18 protein-coding genes are annotated in these 17,799 nt (G+C 33.0%); 12 read left to right on the top strand and 6 right to left on the bottom strand.

Translation table 11 applies throughout. The features are described 5' to 3' along the window. Nucleotides 1–2 precede the first annotated feature (2 nt). Both BTO05_RS03770 and panB read right to left on the bottom strand, forming a co-directional pair. On the bottom strand, nucleotides 3–701 hold the full coding sequence (locus BTO05_RS03770; protein WP_087491376.1) for an RluA family pseudouridine synthase: 699 nt from the start codon (nucleotides 699–701) through the stop codon (nucleotides 3–5). Between the two features lie 11 nt (nucleotides 702–712). Beyond that, nucleotides 713–1,531, bottom strand: coding sequence for a 3-methyl-2-oxobutanoate hydroxymethyltransferase (gene panB, locus BTO05_RS03765; RefSeq protein ID WP_087491375.1), 819 nt, complete (start codon nucleotides 1,529–1,531; stop codon nucleotides 713–715). A gap of 106 nt (nucleotides 1,532–1,637) precedes the next feature. Here panB and BTO05_RS03760 point away from each other — a divergent pair, with 106 nt between their 5' ends. Further along, nucleotides 1,638–2,111, top strand: coding sequence for a 3-methyl-2-oxobutanoate hydroxymethyltransferase (locus BTO05_RS03760; protein WP_087491374.1), 474 nt, complete (start codon nucleotides 1,638–1,640; stop codon nucleotides 2,109–2,111). A gap of 2 nt (nucleotides 2,112–2,113) precedes the next feature. Here BTO05_RS03760 and BTO05_RS03755 read toward each other — a convergent pair whose 3' ends face one another. Continuing rightward, nucleotides 2,114–3,538, bottom strand: coding sequence for an L-serine ammonia-lyase (locus BTO05_RS03755; protein ID WP_087491373.1), 1,425 nt, complete (start codon nucleotides 3,536–3,538; stop codon nucleotides 2,114–2,116). Nucleotides 3,539–3,657: 119 nt separating this feature from the next. Further along, nucleotides 3,658–4,140, bottom strand: coding sequence for a hypothetical protein (locus tag BTO05_RS03750; RefSeq protein WP_087493279.1), 483 nt, complete (start codon nucleotides 4,138–4,140; stop codon nucleotides 3,658–3,660). 187 nt (nucleotides 4,141–4,327) lie between these two features. Here BTO05_RS03750 and dnaK point away from each other — a divergent pair, with 187 nt between their 5' ends. The 11 genes from dnaK (at nucleotide 4,328) to BTO05_RS03705 (ending at nucleotide 14,982) form a co-directional block, all read left to right on the top strand. Next, nucleotides 4,328–6,232: a molecular chaperone DnaK gene (gene dnaK, locus BTO05_RS03745; RefSeq protein ID WP_087491372.1), complete on the top strand. Its 1,905-nt coding sequence runs from the start codon at nucleotides 4,328–4,330 to the stop codon at nucleotides 6,230–6,232. A gap of 169 nt (nucleotides 6,233–6,401) precedes the next feature. Then, nucleotides 6,402–7,634 carry a class I SAM-dependent rRNA methyltransferase gene (locus BTO05_RS03740; protein ID WP_087491371.1) on the top strand — a complete coding sequence of 411 codons (1,233 nt, stop codon included), beginning with the start codon at nucleotides 6,402–6,404 and terminating at the stop codon, nucleotides 7,632–7,634. A 58-nt stretch (nucleotides 7,635–7,692) separates the two neighbouring features. Beyond that, entirely contained in the window at nucleotides 7,693–8,640 is a 948-nt protein-coding gene (locus BTO05_RS03735; protein ID WP_087491370.1) for an NAD(P)H-dependent flavin oxidoreductase, read from the top strand. Nucleotides 8,641–8,707: 67 nt separating this feature from the next. After that, nucleotides 8,708–9,457, top strand: a complete 750-nt coding sequence (locus tag BTO05_RS03730) for a fibrobacter succinogenes major paralogous domain-containing protein (protein ID WP_087491369.1) — start codon at nucleotides 8,708–8,710, stop codon at nucleotides 9,455–9,457. A gap of 381 nt (nucleotides 9,458–9,838) precedes the next feature. Continuing rightward, a complete protein-coding gene (locus BTO05_RS03725) occupies nucleotides 9,839–10,237 on the top strand; it encodes a hypothetical protein (RefSeq protein WP_087491368.1) in 399 nt (132 codons plus the stop codon). Between the two features lie 200 nt (nucleotides 10,238–10,437). Continuing rightward, on the top strand, nucleotides 10,438–11,817 hold the full coding sequence (locus tag BTO05_RS03720; protein WP_087491367.1) for a serine hydrolase domain-containing protein: 1,380 nt from the start codon (nucleotides 10,438–10,440) through the stop codon (nucleotides 11,815–11,817). A 248-nt stretch (nucleotides 11,818–12,065) separates the two neighbouring features. Continuing rightward, complete coding sequence (locus BTO05_RS14100) at nucleotides 12,066–12,236, top strand: hypothetical protein (RefSeq protein ID WP_198295256.1); 171 nt, start codon at nucleotides 12,066–12,068, stop codon at nucleotides 12,234–12,236. Beyond that, the gene (locus BTO05_RS14095; RefSeq protein WP_198295255.1) at nucleotides 12,233–12,397 is read left to right on the top strand and encodes a hypothetical protein; all 165 of its coding nucleotides are present in this window, start codon (nucleotides 12,233–12,235) and stop codon (nucleotides 12,395–12,397) included. Before BTO05_RS14100 ends, BTO05_RS14095 begins: the two co-directional genes overlap by 4 nt. A gap of 152 nt (nucleotides 12,398–12,549) precedes the next feature. After that, entirely contained in the window at nucleotides 12,550–13,335 is a 786-nt protein-coding gene (locus tag BTO05_RS03715; protein WP_317041908.1) for a hypothetical protein, read from the top strand. A 121-nt stretch (nucleotides 13,336–13,456) separates the two neighbouring features. Then, entirely contained in the window at nucleotides 13,457–13,777 is a 321-nt protein-coding gene (locus BTO05_RS03710; protein ID WP_087491365.1) for a YtxH domain-containing protein, read from the top strand. Between the two features lie 158 nt (nucleotides 13,778–13,935). Then, entirely contained in the window at nucleotides 13,936–14,982 is a 1,047-nt protein-coding gene (locus BTO05_RS03705; protein WP_087491364.1) for a succinylglutamate desuccinylase/aspartoacylase family protein, read from the top strand. A gap of 21 nt (nucleotides 14,983–15,003) precedes the next feature. Here BTO05_RS03705 and BTO05_RS03700 read toward each other — a convergent pair whose 3' ends face one another. Together BTO05_RS03700 and BTO05_RS03695 are read right to left on the bottom strand one after the other, a co-directional pair. After that, nucleotides 15,004–16,353 (bottom strand): DUF3526 domain-containing protein, encoded by a 1,350-nt coding sequence (locus BTO05_RS03700; RefSeq protein WP_087491363.1) that lies wholly within the window; start codon nucleotides 16,351–16,353, stop codon nucleotides 15,004–15,006. Then, nucleotides 16,350–17,798 (bottom strand): DUF3526 domain-containing protein, encoded by a 1,449-nt coding sequence (locus BTO05_RS03695; RefSeq protein ID WP_087491362.1) that lies wholly within the window; start codon nucleotides 17,796–17,798, stop codon nucleotides 16,350–16,352. Before BTO05_RS03695 ends, BTO05_RS03700 begins: the two co-directional genes overlap by 4 nt. Nucleotide 17,799: the final 1 nt, after the last annotated feature.

Raw genomic sequence — 17,799 nt, 5'->3', positions numbered from 1 at the left:
GATTAATGACAAGCATCCCAAAGTGCATCTTTTGGAAGAGGCGCTTCAATGAAAATAGGTTCTTTTTTTACTGGATGAATAAACTCTAAAGTTCTTGCATGAAGACTTATACTACCATCTTTATTACTTCTGTCAAAACCATACTTTAAATCACCTTTGATTGGACAGCCAATACCTGATAATTGTACACGTATCTGATGATGTCGTCCGGTTTCTAAGTCAACTTCAAGTAAGTAAAAGTTGTCAAGTGCTTTAATAACCTTATAGCTTAAGATAGCTTTCTTACTATTTTCAATCTCCTTTTTGTAAGCTGTGGATTTATTGTTCTTAGGATTCTTTCGTAACCAATTTACCAATCTATCTTCAGTTTTAGGTGGCTGGTTTTTTACCAAAGCCCAATAAGTTTTATTAGCTTTCTTTTCAGCAAATAATTTATTTAGCCTAGGTAAAGCTTTACTCGTTTTCGCAAACATGACAATCCCTGTTGTAGGTCGGTCTAATCGATGTACAACGCCTAAATAGACGTTTCCAGGCTTATTATATTTCTCTGCGATATATTCTTTTACAACATCACTTAAAGGCTTATCTCCAGTTTTGTCACCTTGTACAATATCTCCTGCTCTTTTGTTTGCAACTATGATGTGGTTATCTTCATAGATAACTTGAAGGTTAGATTTATTAGAGATTATTTTTTTAGACACAGAATTTTAGATTAATACTGCTCTTTTTCGTTTGGAAAGTCACTTGACTTAACATCATCTACATATTGACCAATTGCATTCGTCATTTCTTCATATAAATTCATATATCGGCGTAAAAAACGAGGATTAAACTCATGTGTCATGCCAATCATGTCGTGTAACACTAATACTTGTCCATCAACGCCGTCACCAGCACCAATACCAATTACAGGAATCGAAACACTTTCTGCAACTTCTTTTGCCAGAGCAGCTGGTATCTTTTCTAAAACTATAGCAAAACATCCTGCTTTTTCAAGCATTAAAGCATCTTCTTTCAATTGTTGTGCTTCTTGTTCTTCTTTGGCTCTAACAGTATAAGTCCCAAATTTATATATCGATTGAGGTGTCAATCCTAAGTGTCCCATTACGGGAATCCCAGCATTCAAAATCCTTTTAATAGATTCTTTTATTTCTTTTCCACCTTCAAGCTTTACGGCATGTCCACCAGATTCTTTCATGATTCTTATAGCAGAACGTAGTGCCTCTTTTGGATCACTTTGGTATGTTCCGAAAGGTAAATCAACAACAACTAAAGCGCGTTCAGCAGCCCTTATTACAGATGATGCATGATAAATCATCTGGTCTAGTGTTATAGGTAAAGTTGTTTCATGACCAGCCATAACATTACTTGCAGAATCACCAACGAGAATTACATCAATACCAGCACCATCAACAATTTTTGCCATGGTATAATCATAAGCTGTGAGCATTGAAATTTTTTCACCTTTAGATTTCATATCTACTAAGGTCTTTACAGTAATTCTTTTGTATTGTTTTTTTGCTATTGACATTCGGTTGTAATTAGTGAGTCGTAAAAATAATGAGATTTGTCTAACTTTTATCTACCTTTATTGAGAAATACATTTTTTAAATTCACATAAATAATAAGTATTCATCATGAAAAAACTTCTGTTTAGCCTAACATTACTATGTTTCTGTTCGTTTTCCTATACGCAAAGTGAAGAAGAAACTCAAGTGAAACAAACAATTATTGATTTTTTTGAAGCATTCCACAAACAGGATACTGTTAAGCTTAAGTCTATGGCTAAGGGAAACATAAATATGCAATCTATTTCCGTCAACAAAGAAGGTAAAACTCGTTTGGACGAAAATGATTATAGTAGTTTTATGAAAAATATAGCTGGAATACCTAAAGATAAAAAGTTCGAAGAAAAGCTTCTAGATTTCAAAATTCGTATTGATGGAAAAATGGCAAATGCTTGGACAGCTTATGAATTTTGGTTTGATGAAAATTTTAGCCATTGCGGTGTAAATTCTTTTCAGCTAGTAAAAGAAGATAAAGATTGGAAGATTATCTATTTGGTAGATACAAGACGACGTCAAGGTTGTAAAGCACTTTCAAAAAGCTAGTTTTAACAATCTGCCATATTAACACCAACAGCTAATCCACCTTCAGAGGTTTCTTTGTATTTGGAACTCATGTCTTTTGCAGTTTCCCACATGGTTTGTATAACCTTATCAAGAGGGACTTTTACATTTTTTGGGTCAGAATCTAATGCAAGTTCAGAAGCACTTATAGCTTTTATTGCACCCATAGCATTACGTTCGATGCAAGGTATTTGAACCAATCCACCAATTGGGTCACAAGTCAATCCCAAGTGGTGTTCCATAGCTATTTCTGCAGCTATTAATACCTGTTCAGGAGTTCCTCCCATAAGTTCAGTTAATGCCGCTGCAGCCATTGCAGATGAGACACCAATCTCTGCTTGACAACCACCCATCGCTGCAGATATTGTGGCATTCTTTTTAAAGAGACTTCCAATTTCTCCAGCAACCAGTAAAAATTTTCTAACATCATCAAAGTTTGCATCATGATTTTCAATAACCATATAATACATTAAAACAGATGGTATAACGCCTGCACTTCCATTAGTCGGAGCTGTGACTACACGACCTAGAGATGCGTTAACTTCATTGACGGCTAATGCAAAGCACGACACCCATTTAAGTATTTCTCTAAACTTTACTTCAGTACTTCTAATAGATTCAATCCATTCATAAGCATCATTATAAGGTTTGCTACCTTTAAGTTTTTCATGTTTATCGAAAGCGCGTCGGGTGACATTAAGACCACCAGGCAGAATACCTTTTGTATGACAACCTACATACATGCTGTCTAGCATAACATCCCAAATAGCTTTTAATTTAGTATCAATTCTATCTGGGTCACGTAGCGACAACTCGTTTTTATAAACCAATTCGCTTATCGTAAGATTTTCTGCATGACAATGCTCTAAGATTTCAGTTGCTTTTTGTATTGGAAAGGGAAAAGCTTGAAACTTTTCAACTTGAATTTTTGCTCGCTTTCGTTCTTTTTGAACGATAAAACCACCGCCAATAGAATAGTAAGTCTGCGACCTGTTCTTACCATTTCTCATTGTTGCAGTAAATTTTACGCCATTAGGATGAAATTCTAAAAACTTTCGATTAAACTTTATATTTTTTTCAAAATCAAAAGGAATTTCTTTTTCAAAATTCAGCATTAATATTTTTGAAGTTTTAACCAAGTCTACTTGATTCTGAATATTAGCAATATCAAAAGTCACAGGGTCAGTACCCAAAAGCCCCATTAAAACAGCAATGTCTGTAGCATGACCTTTGCCAGTTAGAGCCAAAGAGCCAAACAATTCTACTTTTACTGAAGCTACACCAGTGAATAACTCTCTACTCTGAAGATATTTAATCCATTGCTTAGCTGCTCGCCAAGGACCGAGTGTGTGTGAGCTCGAAGGACCAACACCAATACTTAGCATATCAAAAACAGAAATACTTTCCATTTATGTATTCGTTTTATTTTGCAACAAATATAGATGTTGTTTTTGTATGGTGTTTCCTTTTAGGAAATAAAAAAAAGCCTGAAAATTAATTCAGGCTTTTATATATAAAGGACGATTAATTATCGTCTCGGAAAACTTTCGATATTGTAAAGTTCTATAACAGTATCTATATCAGAATAATTTATTCTTCCAACATTATCTGCAGGGACAACTACAACTCTAAAAACTTGATTTTGTGTGTAAACTGAATCCAAATTATCTAAGTCTGAACCTTCAAGGAAGAAACGAACATCATCTTGAGTAAAATCAAAGTTATAGACCAAATCATTACCATCATCAAAAATCACAGTCTGTGGTACTAGTCTCCAAACATCTTGTCCGTTTATGGTATCCCATAAAATGTAGACCAAAGTTACATCAGACGGAAAAACATTAAATCCGTAGGGTTCAACAAATTCATAGTTATTTGCACTATTGAAATCCAAAACTATTTCAAAACTTGAAGACACAAAATCGTTGTTTTGTATTTCAACAATTTCTTCAGTAGTGCAACTTGTTAGCGCAAATGCAAAAATGGTAATTAGGGTAAGTATACGTTTCATAATTATATGTTTTTTATCAAATATATCAAATGCTGTGCCGAAGATTAAATTTTTAAAAAAAAGAATATCTGACATCATGTCACATTTTTTTTGATGGCATAATCATTGCCTATTACAAATCAAATTATTTAATGAATCATATTATAATTTTCGCTTAAACGGAAATATTTAAAACTATAAACAAATTATGAGTAAGATTATTGGAATTGACTTAGGAACAACCAACTCTTGCGTGTCCGTAATGGAAGGTAACGAGCCGGTTGTAATACCTAATGCAGAAGGTAAGCGCACAACGCCTTCAGTCATTGCTTTCGTAGAAGGTGGTGAAATTAAAGTTGGTGACCCAGCAAAAAGACAAGCGGTAACAAACCCTACAAAAACCGTTTATTCGATTAAGCGTTTTATGGGTAATAAATATTCTGAGTCTAAGCAAGAAGCAGAACGTGTACCATATACCGTTGTTAAAGGCGACAATGATACACCACGTGTAGATATCGATGGTCGTTTATATACGCCACAAGAATTATCAGCTATGATTCTTCAGAAAATGAAAAAAACTGCTGAAGATTACCTAGGACAAGATGTGTCTGAAGCTGTAATCACAGTTCCAGCATACTTTAATGATGCACAACGTCAAGCGACTAAAGAAGCTGGTGAGATCGCAGGTCTAAAAGTTCGAAGAATTATTAACGAACCGACGGCTGCGGCATTAGCATACGGAATGGATAAAAAAGGTACTGATCAAAAAATCGTAGTATTTGATTTTGGTGGTGGTACGCATGATGTTTCTATTCTTGAGTTAGGAGATGGTGTTTTCGAAGTATTGTCTACTGACGGTGATACACACTTAGGTGGTGATGATGTCGATGAAAGAATCATCGATTGGTTAGCAGAAGAATTTATCGCTGACGAAGATATGGACTTACGTAAAGACCCGATGGCTTTACAACGTCTTAAAGAAGCGGCTGAAAAAGCTAAGATTGAATTATCATCTTCTACACAAACAGAAATCAACTTACCATACGTAACGGCTACAGCTAGTGGACCAAAACACTTGGTACGTACACTAACACGTTCTAAATTTGAGCAGTTAATTGACGATTTAATAAAAAGAACAATTGAGCCTTGCCAGACTGCATTAAAAGCAGCAGGTTTATCTAAGTCAGATATTGACGAAGTAATCCTTGTAGGTGGTTCTACTCGTATCCCTGCAGTTGTTGAAGCTGTAGAGAAATTCTTCGGAAAAGCGCCAAGTAAAGGTGTAAACCCAGATGAGGTTGTTTCTTTAGGAGCAGGTATTCAAGGAGGTGTATTAACAGGTGATGTAAAAGACGTTCTTTTATTAGACGTAACGCCATTATCTCTTGGTATTGAAACTATGGGTAATGTTAAAACGAATTTGATTGAAGCAAATACGACGATTCCTACTAAGAAATCACAAGTATTTTCTACAGCAGCAGATAATCAGCCATCGGTAGAGATTCACGTATTACAAGGTGAGCGTCCAATGGCAGTAGATAACAAGACTATTGGTCGTTTTCACTTAGATGGAATTCCACCAGCAAGACGAGGAACACCACAGATTGAAGTGACTTTTGATATCGATGCTAATGGTATTATCAAAGTATCTGCTGAAGATAAAGCAACAGGAAAGAAACAAGATATTCGTATCGAGGCTTCTTCTGGATTAACAGATGAAGAAATCCAGAAAATGAAGCAAGAAGCTGAAGCAAATGCTGAAGCTGATGCAAAAGCTGCAGATACTGCTAAGAAATTAAACGAAGCAGATTCTATGATTTTCCAAACAGAAAGTCAATTAAAAGAGTTTGGTGATAAATTATCAGATGATAAGAAACAACCAATCGAAGATGCTTTAGCAGAATTAAAGACAGCTTATGAGTCTAAAGATTTAGAAGTTATCGAACCAGCTTTAGAGAAAATCAATGAAGCTTGGAAAGTAGCAAGCGAAGAAATGTACAAAGCACAGGCGGAAGCTCAAGGTGGTGCTGCAGGTCCTGATGCAGGAGCGCAAGGCCAACCAGAAGCAGAAGGCGATAATGTAGAAGACGTTGACTTCGAAGAAGTGAAATAAGTTTAAAGTTTTGTCATTCAGAGCGTAAGCGAAGAATCTCAAAAATAGAATCTAAAACGCAATTCTTAATTGGATTGCGTTTTTTGTTTTCTAATTATCAAACATTTAAGAACCGGATGTTTAAAAAAATAAAACCGTTTCTTTGTCTAGTAAAAAGAATAAAAGCTTAATGAATCAATTCATAACTAAAATCAAATCTACCAAACAACCAAAACGATTAGCTGTAAAGCTAAACGCAAAAGGCGAACAGTCCATTGTTATAGGTCATCCTTGGGTGTTCTCAAAAAGTATTGTAAAGATTAATGATGATGCGCAGACAGGTGATTTAGCTATAATTTTTAGTAAGAATAAAAACAAGGTAGTTGGACTAGGTTTATACGATGCTAAATCCCCAATCCGAATAAAAATTATTCACTCTGAAAATACCAAAGCTGATATTAATGCAGAATTCTTTCACTATAAAATTGAAAAAGCCTTTGCATTACGAAGTGATTTATTAGAAACTAAAACAAATAGTTACCGATTACTTTTTGGTGAGAATGATGGTTTTCCAGGATTAATAGCTGATGTATATGATAACGTTCTCGTTGTTAAGTTATATTCAGAAATTTGGCTGCCATATTTAGAGACTATACTACATAGTTTACAAGAGATTTCAAAAGCAGAAACTGTAGTTATGCGATTGAGTCGCAACCTTCAAAATAGCAATAACCATAATCTAAAAGATGGAGAAGTGCTCTACGGTAAATTAGAAGATGAGGTAGTACAATTTATTGAACATGGTGTTAACTTTTCAGCAAACGTTATAAAAGGACACAAAACGGGTTACTTTTTAGATCATCGCGAAAACAGAAGACGTGTTGGTGAGTTAAGCTCAAAAAAAACCGTGCTGGATGTGTTCTCATATGCTGGTGGATTTTCAGTTCATGCACTAGCAAATGGTGCTGATGAGGTGACTAGTCTAGATATTAGTAAACAGGCTTTAGATATTGCCAGAGAAAACGGAAAGCTTAATGATTATTACGGAATTCATAAAACGATTTCTGGAGATGCTTTTAAGGAAATGAAGGCTTTAATTCAAAAGGGAAAACGTTACGATGTCGTAGTTATAGACCCGCCAAGTTTTGCGAAGCAACAATCAGAAATTGAATTAGCAAAAAAGAAATACGCGCAGTTGGCTGAGTTAGGAGAGAAGCTAACAGCAAAAAATGGGTTATTGGTTTTGGCATCATGTTCTTCTAGGATTTTAGCACAATCTTTTTTTGATTTAAATCAACGTGTTCTAAATGGGCAATCTCGACTTTTTGAAACTATGCTTAAAACTAAACACGATACAGACCATCCAGTCACTTTTCCTGAAGGTGCTTATTTAAAGTGTGGTTACTATAAATTCTTAGAGTGAAACTATTATGCATGCATAATAAAATTATAATTATATTTGTAGCATAAGAAATACAATTATGCAAACCAAACTTACTCAATTACTCAATATAAAATACCCAATCATTCAAGCTCCAATGTTTTTGGTGTCTAACGTTTCAATGGTTACAGAAGCTATGAAAGCAGGAATTGCTGGTTGTATTCCAGCATTAAATTACAGAACGTTAGATGAGTTAAGAGCAGCTATTAAAGAGTTGCACGCTAATAAAGTTGAAGGAGGTTCATTTGGTTTTAATTTAATCGTTAATAAATCCAACGTAAAGTATAAAGGTCAGCTTGAAGTTTTATGCGAAGAAGGTTGCGATTTTATTATAACATCTCTTGGAAGTCCAGAAGAAACTATACGACAAGCACATGCTGCCGGAATTAAAGTGTTTTGTGATGTAACGGATTTACGATTTGCCAAAAAAGTAGAAGAATTAGGAGCAGATGCATCTATAGCTGTAAACAATGAAGCCGGTGGACATCGCGGAAATTTGACACCTGAAGAATTAACAAGTCTATTGAATAAAGAATTAAACATTCCAGTAATTTCTGCTGGTGGTGTTGGCTGTAAAGCAGATATTGATAAGATGTTAAGTTATGGTGCTGAAGGTGTTTCTGTCGGTAGTCCTTTTATCGCATCTTTAGAAGCTGGTGTTACTGATGAGTATAAACAAGCTTGCGTAGATTACGGTGCAGAAGATATTATTATGACCGAGCGTATTTCTGGTACACCATGTACAGTGATTAATACACCTTACGTTCAAAAAATAGGAACTAAACAAACGTGGTTAGAATCTGTATTGAATAAAAACAAGAAACTCAAAAAATGGGTTAAAATGATTCGTTTTTCTATTGGTATGAAAGCTACAGAGAAAGCTGCTAAAAAAGCAACGTATAAAACCGTTTGGGTTGCTGGACCTAGTATTGAGCATACCAAACAGATTCTTCCTGTTAAAGATATAGTAGCTAATTTAATAAAATAGTTAGCTTATAGAGTAGGTGTTTTTATCATTTAATTGTTTTATGTATATAAACTAAATCATAATTTAAATGAAAAAAAATACCCGCTTACTTTTAATTTTTGTAGTATCAATCTCAGTATTTCAATGTTCTGAAAGTGATGATTCAAGTCCATCACCAACTCCGATTCCACTTACGGTTACAGATATTGATGGTAATGTTTATTCAACTATCAAAATAGGAAACCAGACATGGATGGCCGAAAACCTAGAGGTGACGAGATTAAATGATGGTACACCAATTACAAAATATACATTTGAAGATTTTGGAAGCAATTGGGGAAGTATTAACAATCAAGTAGCACATTATCAATTTGCCAATACAGCAGATCTAAATAATATTTATGATGAAGAATTACCAGAGGATTTTTATGGTGCTATGTATAATCATTTTGCGGTAGAAACAGGAAAATTAGCACCAGATGGATGGCGTATACCAACAGAAGCGGATTTTATAGCTTTAGAACAACATTTAAATGCTAACGGATTTTCTTCTAACATTGCAGCGGCTTTAAAATCCGATAACGGATGGGATTCTTTTTCAGGTAATGGGTCTAATGCGTCTAGTTTTAACGGATTGCCTAATGGTTACGTTTCTGGATTTGGTACTCCTACAGCATCAGAAGCTATAGCATCTTGGTTAACTACAAATATTTCAGATACCGATAATAATTCTTCGACAACAAGGCGTTGGGTACAATTAACAGAAGACAATTCAATATTTTATTCTGATACATCCATAGTATTGGGCGCAGCTATACGATGTATTAAAATCGATTAAGTTGTAACTAAAAAAAATACTAGAAGAGGCTGTCTAAAAAGTGTCATTCAGAATGAAATGAAGAATCTTTTGAAGTTATAATTTGTTGATAATTATAAAATTGAGATTTCTCACATTCGTTCGAAGTGACAAAATAAATACTTTTTGGACAGCCTCTTTTAGTTGATATGAAGTTATGCACTAAATATTTAGATATAGTCTTAATAAGTAAAATCTTTTTTTAAGAATTACATTGAATATGTAACTTTAAGCTTAAGTCTTATACTTATAGACATCTTAATTTGACAAAGTGAAAAGCTAACTTCGCATATCATACAATAAAATCAATTAAAACTGGATTTTATCTAATCGATAAGCATAATTAAAAAAATAAGCTCAACATTGAAAACAATCCTACTCTGTTTTAACTTATTCATTTTCGCAGTTTGTACTGCTCAAGAGCATGAGTATTTAGTTACAAAAAAAGGCGATACGATTTACGGAAAGGTAACAAGAGCGACTAGTTTTTTAAATCCGTCTAAGATTAAATTTAAAGCTATAAATGGAGATAAGAAAACCTTACTTCCTGAAGATGTTGAAACTATAAAGTCTCTTAAATGCGTGGACGGTCAGTCTATTATAAAAACTATTTATGATGAATGGTATATAAGACTAGTTATTGATGGTAGAATAAAAGTGTACCAACTACTTGATGGCGTTATTTTTTATACCTCAAAGGATGGCTCTAAGATTCGGTTAAATGATTTTGTGGATTTAATGGCAGAAAGGAATCCCATTTAAGAATAAGACCTTTGTTTATTGATAATCCAACTATTTTAAAAGAGTTTGATTCATTGGTCGAGACAGAAAAAAATATTAAGTATATGATTGAGAAGTATAATAGTCTCTATAAAAAAAGATAGTGCTATTACTAATAATTTATAAAAATATTTTTGCTCGAATTTCTTAACTTGTTCAACAATCAAACATATACTATTTCTATGAAAAAATATGTCATACTTCTAGTTGCATTAATTTCCTCCTTAACCATTTTAGCACAAAACAATCAACCACAACGATTAGACAGTTTGTTTTCATCATTGTATGCTAAGAAAATGTTTAATGGTAACGTTTTGGTAGCTGATAAAGGAGAAGTTATTTTTAAAAAGAGTTATGGTAACGCTGTAGAAATACCTGAGCAAAAACTAAATACCGAAACCATTTTTGAGCTAGCATCCGTTTCAAAACAATTTACGGCAATTGGTATTGTAATGCTTCAAAAACAATGGAGATTAAATTATGACGATGAGATTTCAAAATATATCCCAGAATTGGCTTTTTATGAAAATGTTACTGTGCGTAACTTACTAAATCATACTGGTGGTTTGCCAGACTATATGGGCTTGTTTCAAAAGCATTGGGACAAATCTAAATTTGCTACCAATGACGATATAATAAAACTTTTAGCAGAGTATAAGCCAAAAGCCAATTTTAAACCAGGAAAAAAGTTTGAGTACAGTAATACAGGTTACGCCTTGTTAGCTTCTATTATTGAGAAAGCATCAGGTAAATCATTTACGGACTATCTCGCAGAAACAATTTTTAAGCCTTTAGGTATGAAGAATACCTTTGTGTATCGCAGTAGATACGAAGCTAGAGATATCGATAATATCGCTCTAGGTTACATCGCAGATAATAGCGGTAACAAAATACGCCCAGAAGATTTAGACAAGGAAATTCCGTTCTATTACCTCGATGGTATCGTTGGTGATGGTATGGTCAACTCTACCTTAGACGATTTGCTAAAATGGGATAGAGCGTTATATACAGACAAACTTGTTAATGATGTGGATAAGGCTTTGATTTTTAGTTCTGCTGAGACCAAAGACGGAAAAGGTTCTGGTTACGGTTTTGGTTGGGGTATTTCTGATTCAGAAACCTATGGTAAAATTGTAAATCACTCTGGTTCTTGGGCAGGAAATCTAACATTTATAGAACGACAACTAGATAATGATAAGACATTTATTATCCTTCAGAATAATACAACTGGATTAACTGAATTGCCGAATAAAAAGGTACGTAAGATTTTAAATAATGAAGGTTTTGTCATACCAAGAACAATTAAGCTCTCAGAAAAGGAATTAGATAAATACACGGGCATTTACTCTAACGAAAACTTTCCTATAAAAATTGGGTTTTTTGTACGCGATGGTATATTAATGGGTCAAGGCGATGGTCAAGGTGCTTTTCCTTTAGATAGTTATGCTGACCACACGTTTAAATTTGACCAAGCAAAAATATCTATGATTTTTAATACCGAAAATGATACTATAATTTTCACTCAAAACGGACAAACCTTTGTTTTTGATAAAGATAAATGATTTATTTATTCAATATAATTTGTATGCAAGAGAATGATATTAACTAAACTTTGTGATAGTCTAAAAATTATATATTCATTTTTTTTAGCAACCCGCTAATTCAGAAGAAAAAGCCCTTTTTTTATTTTAACATTTAATGTTTTATAAACTATAATTTTTTTAAATTATTGATTAAGGAACACATGTTTTTTGTTGTTTTGTTTAATATTTTGTAATTTTAGTTAAACAAAATAATAAACACTTATAAAATGAAAAAAATTATTTTAAAATGGTACCCTGTTATTTTAGCATTTATATGCTTGCTATATTCTGTAGGTTTGGAATTAGCAGGTATGACAGAAGAAGCTCAGTACTCAGCACACTGGCCAGGAACAATTCTGTTATTTGCTATTGCAATTAGACAACGAAGAACGACATGAATAAGGGCTTTTTAATTATTGGAGGTATAATATTTGCTGTATATATATACTTCACGTTTTGGAATATTTTTAATTCCCACAAAAAACAGAAAGAAAACCATTATCCAAACCTTACCGAAAAAGAAATAAATGAGAGTTATGAAGAATCTAACAATCTTTAGCTTTTCTACACTAAAGAGTATTCAGTTATGATATTTTAAAAATTGATATTATCAAAAAACTTTACACATTTTTTCTTTCAGAAAACTCCCAAAAACGCATAGAGAAACTTATTCTCTATGTTGCTTTGATTAGTTTTTTTGTGCATTTAAGTTTGATATACCTGACGAAGTTTGACATTCTGAATCTTTCTTACCAATCAGATCTACTCAAAAATCCAATATCTGCTATTTATACACCATTTTCGTTTATACTTATCTATGAAGTGTATTTGTTAATCTATTATTTACCTAAGTCTTTTACTACTTACATTACCAAACAATACGAGATTATTACACTTATAATAATTCGCAAATTATTTAAGGATTTAGCGTCGCTAGAATTAACAACAAACTGGTTTGATATTAAAGGCGATTTACAATTCACCTATGATATTTTGGCGTCAATCATTCTCTTTTATTTGATATATCAATTTCAAAAACAAGGGAAACGTATCAATATTCAAAAACCTAGAATAGATTTAAAAGTCGAAAAATTTATAGGTCGAAAGCGGATAATTGCTTTAGTTTTAGTGCCCTTATTTTTTCTAATGGCAATTACAACGCTTTTTAATTGGCTATCTGAGGTATCAGTTTCCTCAAATGATTTACCGTCTTTTGAAAGTATAAATAATCTCTTTTTTGATGAGTTTTTTACGGTACTAATTTTGGTAGACGTGGTTTTACTGCTAATCTCTTTTTTCTACACGGACAAGTTTCACAAGATTATCCGTAATTCAGGATTTATAGTTTCTACTATTTTAATTCGAATGTCTTTTGGTGTTAGTGGATTAATCAGTACGTTGTTGATTATAGCAGCAGTAATTTTTGGTTTGTTTATAATCATAATTCACAATAAATTTGAAAGGCAGATTTTTGATGATAATGCTTTAAAGACTTAACAGCCAAACAATCCACGATTAATGTAAAACATATTATTGAGGCAGATAATCCATTTATTTTGTAACAAATCGTTTCATTAGTAGTCATATAGATACACAACAATTAAAAAAAGAAAAAGTTATGATTCATATTCCAGCATTATTGTTAGGTACAGCTATTGGTACTGGTATCGGTATGTTAATCGCTCCAGAAAAAGGAAGCGATACAAGAGATAAATTAAAGAAAGAAGGTTTGGATGTTAAAGACCAAATAGTTTCGGACTTTAAAGACGTAAAAGAAGATGTTAGTAAAGCTGCAGTTTCAGGTAAAGAAAAGCTAAACGAAGACATTGAAGATTTAAAAATTAAAGCAAGCCAAAAGGCAGAAAAAGCGATTACGTTTTTAGAAAAGCAATTGGCTATACTAAAAGAGAAGAATAAGACATTACAGCAAACAAGCTAAAAGTTTTAAATTTTGTCCGTTCGAGCGCAGTCGAGAACTTCAAATACTAAAAATCTTTAAAGATGGTCGACTTAATAGTCGGCCATTTTAATTTTAGAGCAAATTATTTTAGCTTTTACATAAAGCCTTATTATTTTTGAATATCAAAACTTTTAAACATGAAACTGTTTCGATTCGGAATACTATTTTTGCTGCTTTTTAGTTGTAAAATAATTGCTCAAAGCACTTTTACTTTCAAAAATACTACTGTAAAGCGCGGTACTAAAAGTCATTTTTTAATTCCTATTACGCATAAAACGGATACCGTAAATATTCCTGTCACCGTATTTCATGGTTTAAAGCCTGGACCAACTTTAGGTATTACAGCTGGTGTACATGGTTATGAATATCCGCCAATACTAGCTGCACAAGAACTGAATAAAAAAATTAATCCAATTCAACTAAAAGGAACAATTATTTTAGTGCAGGTGGCTAATGTTCCTGCTTTTCTTGGAAGGTCACCATATTTAAATCCACTGGACGATAAAAACTTAAACCGTTCCTTTCCTGGCAAAGCGAAAGGTTCTCTAACCGAACGAATCGCACATTTTATAACAACAGAAGTGATTTCAAAATCAGATTATTTTGTTGATATCCACGCTGGAGATGCTCCTGAAGATTTAAGAGCTTATAACGCTTGGTATCAAAGTGACGCATTGCCAAAAGTGTCTCAAAAAGGCAGAGATATGGCACTTGCTATGGGTTTTGATTATTCTATTATTTTTAAAATACCCGAAGAACGACTTAAATCGGCAAGTATATATTGTTCTCAAGAAGCATTTCATAGAAAGATTCCGTCTGTTGATATAGAATGTGGTAAACTTGGTCTCACTGATGATAATAGTGTTACTCGTATCGTAGATGCGATGGTTTTATTATTCAATCATCTTGATATGATTGAAACCTCTTTAATAAACCCTAAAAGCGATACAACTATAATTTCTAAGCGATACAGTATAAAAAGTAAATCTACAGGTATTTTTTATAGCTCAAAACGGGCAGGGCAAATGGTTAATAAAGGTGAGACATTAGGATACATAACAGATTTTTTTGGAAACAAATTAGAAGATGTACAAGCACAAAATGATGGTATCATACTTTACATGATTGGGACACCACCTATCAATAAGGATGAAACTATTTTTAGTATTGGATTACTTCAGTAAATATTAAAAACACATATTTTCTTAAAGACGTTTCGCTTTCGGTACAGCTATAAATAAAATCACTAATATTATTACAAGTATTGGTAATATGTTTTTTAAAGCTGATGTTTCGACTTTAGTTTCATGAAATTTTGGTTTAATATCATCCCAGTTTACAGTATCAGCATGCTCTTGTTTAAATACTTTAGGATAAAAGAATAAACGTAATTCCTCATGAAAAGCTTCAGTTTCATTCAAATATTCCATATGCTGACGTGTACTTGTTCCTGCCAATTGGTTAAATGCCAATTGTAAATGCATATTAGGGATTACATAAGATACTGAATTACTCGCTTTATCACGTAATCTAATTTTTTTATCTAATGCATTTTGTTGAGGTTGTGATTCGTCGTCACCCATTTGTTGCATGGCATAATACCATAACCAATTAAAACCATCTGTAGGATAACCATATGTTTTAAATTGTGGATAATGTTTGTAAAATGCTTCTATCGTGGCTTTTTTATCTGTATCCCATTTTACATGATATCCATCTCGTTGTGCGATTGTAGTAGTCAATGCTTCTGGAACAGGATATTTTAAAGCAACGTAGGCATTGATACTAGCCGGAAGTAAAATTAAAAGTACTAACCAACCTGATAACAATAGAAGCGCATTGAATCCAGATGACTTTTTAAGGCTTATGATTAAAAAAGTTAATGCAAACCAAAATAAAAGATAAAGTATTGCTAAGGTCACGATGGTGATAAAAGTTGTAGTTAAGGAAATGTCCATAACCAAAACGGCTACTATAAATAGTAGTAATAAAACTACAAGTAATAACGTAAATCTTATGGCAAGCTTAGAAATTATAAATCTTAATTTTGATTTTGCTTGCACAGCTATTAACGACCAAGTACCGGTTTCAGTTTCTTCAGAAACGACATTAAAACTTAATACAATGACTAGTAGAGGAAATAAGTAAATAATAATAAAAGAAAGGTCTAAATTCCCTGATTGTAGACTCATAGCATTTATCAAGTCGGTATCAAAGCGTTGCGCTTCAAATGTTTTTATGGTAATCCTTTTAACGGTTGGGTTAACATCTGACTGCCCAATAGATAAACCAGCTAGTGGATTTAGTGTATTAATATGCGCAAATTTCGCATAGTATAGTAGTAGACCTAAATCTTCATTATGTAAATTTACCTGACGCTCAAAATGTTGCTTTTGATGCGCTTCTACTTCTGCAATTTCAGTTTTTTGTCTTTCAAGATGTTTGCTTCCAATAACAATACTTACTATACCGAGTATAAATATTAATGACAAACTCATCCAAACTTCTTTGGACCTAATGCATTGTTGAAATAATAACTTATATAATTTAATCATAGTGCTTTTGCTCTTTTTGAAGTGAATAGGATTAAACTAAACGCTAAAATTCCCCATAATAGAATGGATAATAATGCTAAAAATGAATTTTTAATTGAAGAATCAAGAGGTATAGGTCGGTGTTTAAAATCTTCAAATTCTTCCCAATGTTCATGACCAATAACATTAACTTTCCCTTCGGAACTTGTAGCTTTTGAACTAATGTATTCCATCTGCAAATTATTCATGGTTTGTGCTAAACTGTAGCGATAGGCATCAGCTTGTTCTTGAAAATCGATATATGAGGAAAAATCAGTTCCAGATATTGTCATGGAGAGCTGTTTAATCGCTGTAAATGGATTTACCAAAGCTGAAAGCTGAGTAATATTATTCTGATTGTTATAGGTAGCTACTAAATATTTATAATGTTTTTTATAGAGTTGCGAAGATATTTTTTCGCCTTCTCGCATTACAAAGCCAGAATAGTTAAAAGGTAAATCGGTAACATCTGAAACTTTATGAACTGTTAAAACAGAGTCTCGTAACTTATTATAATGTGGGTCATCAGGATTATGACTATCACCTCTTTTAATAACATCTGCTTCTATAGCAGATTGAAATGCTAGTTTTGTTGGTGTAGGAAACCAATAATTTCCTAATGCTTGTGCTGATTTGGGTAACAATACTACAAATAGTAGCCAAATACCCAAAAGACGTAACAAGGCGCTTTTTGAAGTATGACTTCTTGCTGAGATAACAATAGTTAATGCAGAAACTATAAAAAAGAATATAGAATATCCTAAACTAATAATCAATAACCTTAACCAATCAGAAGTACTTGCTAGTTGATTGTCAACAATAAGAAGCGTAAAAACAACGACTAATAAAACGGGTATAAAAAACAGTTGTGCTATAAAAAATAGTCCAAGAGATTTCCCAAAAAGCATGTCTTTCCACGTGGCGCCTTGAGATAATAACATTTTTAGTGTATTATTTTCTCTGTCTGATGATATACTGGAAAATCCTATAAAAAATAAAATCAGAGGCAACACTAACTGCAGTAGTAAGGCCAAGCTTAATTCGCCAAACCTTAGGGCACCTGAAGCAAATGTAGCTTCTGAAAAATTAACACTATTTTGTCTATGGGCTTCTAAAAACACCGTACTTCCTGTATAGCTTTCAATACCATAGTCAAATGCCGATAGAACAGGACTGATTCTAAAGGCAAATGTCCCAAAATGCGCCATACGATGTGGATGCTTGTCAGGATTAGCTTCCCAACTCTGTCTCGCTTCCACTTGATGTGCTTCCCTTATATTATTTTGGATTGTATGGTTTTGTATACCACTAAAAGCTGCATAAGCTGTTAGTAATATAAAAACGATGTAAAGGATGTAAAATGTTTTTAGTGACTTTGTATTACGCCAAAAGTGTGATACAAATAGCCGAATGTTAGCCCATTTCATG

It is taken from the genome of Winogradskyella sp. PC-19 (assembly GCF_002163855.1).
Taxonomy (GTDB): Bacteria; Bacteroidota; Bacteroidia; order Flavobacteriales; family Flavobacteriaceae; genus Winogradskyella.
This window is presented reverse-complemented; position numbering and strand designations above follow the sequence as displayed.

Coding starts and splice junctions, on each gene's coding strand:
- BTO05_RS03720 (WP_087491367.1), top strand. CDS start 10,438: ATGAAAAAATATGTCATACTTCTAGTTGCATTAATTTCCTCCTTAACC.
- BTO05_RS03695 (WP_087491362.1), bottom strand. CDS start 17,798: ATGAAATGGGCTAACATTCGGCTATTTGTATCACACTTTTGGCGTAAT.
- dnaK (WP_087491372.1), top strand. CDS start 4,328: ATGAGTAAGATTATTGGAATTGACTTAGGAACAACCAACTCTTGCGTG.
- BTO05_RS14100 (WP_198295256.1), top strand. CDS start 12,066: ATGAAAAAAATTATTTTAAAATGGTACCCTGTTATTTTAGCATTTATA.
- BTO05_RS03755 (WP_087491373.1), bottom strand. CDS start 3,538: ATGGAAAGTATTTCTGTTTTTGATATGCTAAGTATTGGTGTTGGTCCT.
- BTO05_RS03700 (WP_087491363.1), bottom strand. CDS start 16,353: ATGATTAAATTATATAAGTTATTATTTCAACAATGCATTAGGTCCAAA.
- BTO05_RS03710 (WP_087491365.1), top strand. CDS start 13,457: ATGATTCATATTCCAGCATTATTGTTAGGTACAGCTATTGGTACTGGT.
- BTO05_RS03750 (WP_087493279.1), bottom strand. CDS start 4,140: ATGAAACGTATACTTACCCTAATTACCATTTTTGCATTTGCGCTAACA.
- panB (WP_087491375.1), bottom strand. CDS start 1,531: ATGTCAATAGCAAAAAAACAATACAAAAGAATTACTGTAAAGACCTTA.
- BTO05_RS03705 (WP_087491364.1), top strand. CDS start 13,936: ATGAAACTGTTTCGATTCGGAATACTATTTTTGCTGCTTTTTAGTTGT.
- BTO05_RS03760 (WP_087491374.1), top strand. CDS start 1,638: ATGAAAAAACTTCTGTTTAGCCTAACATTACTATGTTTCTGTTCGTTT.
- BTO05_RS03735 (WP_087491370.1), top strand. CDS start 7,693: ATGCAAACCAAACTTACTCAATTACTCAATATAAAATACCCAATCATT.
- BTO05_RS14095 (WP_198295255.1), top strand. CDS start 12,233: ATGAATAAGGGCTTTTTAATTATTGGAGGTATAATATTTGCTGTATAT.
- BTO05_RS03730 (WP_087491369.1), top strand. CDS start 8,708: ATGAAAAAAAATACCCGCTTACTTTTAATTTTTGTAGTATCAATCTCA.
- BTO05_RS03740 (WP_087491371.1), top strand. CDS start 6,402: ATGAATCAATTCATAACTAAAATCAAATCTACCAAACAACCAAAACGA.